The sequence below is a fragment of the Aliterella sp. E5.1 genome (assembly GCF_057473825.1).
In genome coordinates this window covers 1-1440 of the sequence record NZ_JBYCCV010000346.1, presented here as the reverse complement: position 1 = coordinate 1440, position 1440 = coordinate 1, and the positions used below count along the sequence as shown (strand labels likewise).

At 47.6% G+C, this 1440-nt stretch carries 2 protein-coding genes; one reads left to right on the top strand and one right to left on the bottom strand.

Annotation, left to right across the window (positions count from 1 at the left end; genetic code table 11):
* Window positions 1–165 precede the first annotated feature (165 nt).
* Complete coding sequence (locus tag AC2VE5_RS27105) at window positions 166–546, bottom strand: AbrB family transcriptional regulator (RefSeq protein WP_486890636.1); 381 nt, start codon at window positions 544–546, stop codon at window positions 166–168.
* 176 nt (window positions 547–722) lie between these two features.
* Between AC2VE5_RS27105 and AC2VE5_RS27100 the strand changes: the two genes are divergently transcribed.
* A partial coding sequence (locus tag AC2VE5_RS27100; protein ID WP_486890634.1) for an META domain-containing protein occupies window positions 723–1440 on the top strand: 718 nt, incomplete at its 3' end.

The window sequence follows — 1440 nt, the reverse complement described above, 5'->3', positions numbered from 1 at the left end:
GCAAGGGCCTCTGGACTCAAATGAACCTTGAGGGGGTAGCCCTCTTGGGAGCGATTGACGTTCACGGGAATTATCTCCTCAGCCCTTGCTCTAGCCACTGCACAACCAAATTGGCCGGGGTCTTGAAGATACACGCTGGACCCCCCCAGAATTCCTCTTCCTGGCTCAAGAAGCAGCATCAATCTGTTTTAGATGGATATGCTTTCGTCCCAGGGAAATCTCAAAGGAATCACCCGGCTGGAGCCCTAGTTGTTGAGTATAGGCAGGTCCGATAAATAAACTCCCATTAGACTGCACTCTGATCCTGTAGGTGGCCGTCCGCCCCTTACCATTACTCTTACTAGATCTGTCATCTAACTTGACACCCTTGGCCTCGATGAGGGCATTATAGAACTTCAGCAGATTGACCCGTTCATGGCCGTTCTTGGTTGTAGTAGAGTAGCCGCAGGCTCTGGCCTTTTCTTCACGGCCTGCTTTTCCCAGTTCCTTTACTTTTTGCAATAGGGCCTTCCCGGTGAGTGGCTTGTCCGCTTTATGCTCTTTCATTCAAATAAATCAGATAGGTGTTTCCAATAGATATACTAATACCCTACTAGACTTGCCATTCAGGATGAAATAAAGCAGAAGAAAGCTAGAGATAGAGCATAGCTTTTCACCCAACTTCTCTTGTCCTGTAGACTTGTTTTCAACAGCTTTAGTGAAGACGATGGGGGCACACAATTATGAATCCGGTGTTAAGACTCCTCTTTATCCCGTTTAGTGCCACTTTGCTTACGACTATTTTTGTCTTCCAGGTGATCAAAGAGGCCTCGGCTGAGATGAGTACTCCCCAACCACTTTCTCAGCGCCCTACTTCCCCAAGCAAATCCTCAACAATCAATGTTACTGGTGTCATCGAGTTTGTGGACGTTGAAGGAGGATGTTATCGTATGAAAACTCAAGATGGCCGCTCCTTCGAGCTACTAGGTAACTTTCCAAGAAAAGCTGGCCTTCGAGTCCAAGTGCGGGGAAAACTTGTGCAGGACATGGCAACTTTCTGCCAGGTCGGTCAGCTCCTAGAAGTAGAGTCAATTAACGTTCTCCAACCCGAAATGCAGCAGCTAACTGACACAAAATGGGTGCTTAAAGATTTGGGGGGTACTGGCGTGATAAATAGCCCGCAAAAACCAACGCTGCGCTTCAATGGCACTGATCGCATTGATGGCCAAGGGGGCTGCAATTCCTATTCTGCTCAGTCTCAAATCAAGGGCGATCGCCTCACAGTTGGTCCAATGATTTCGACAAAAAGGGCTTGTGTTGATTCACAAGCCCAGGAGCAAGAGATCCGCTATTTCAGTGCTCTTGAGAGAGCACAACGGATTAGCCTGGAAGGTCAAGATCTACTGATTTATAGTGAAGGGTTTGATAAACCGCTAAGGTTTTCCCGGTTCATTTTCAGTG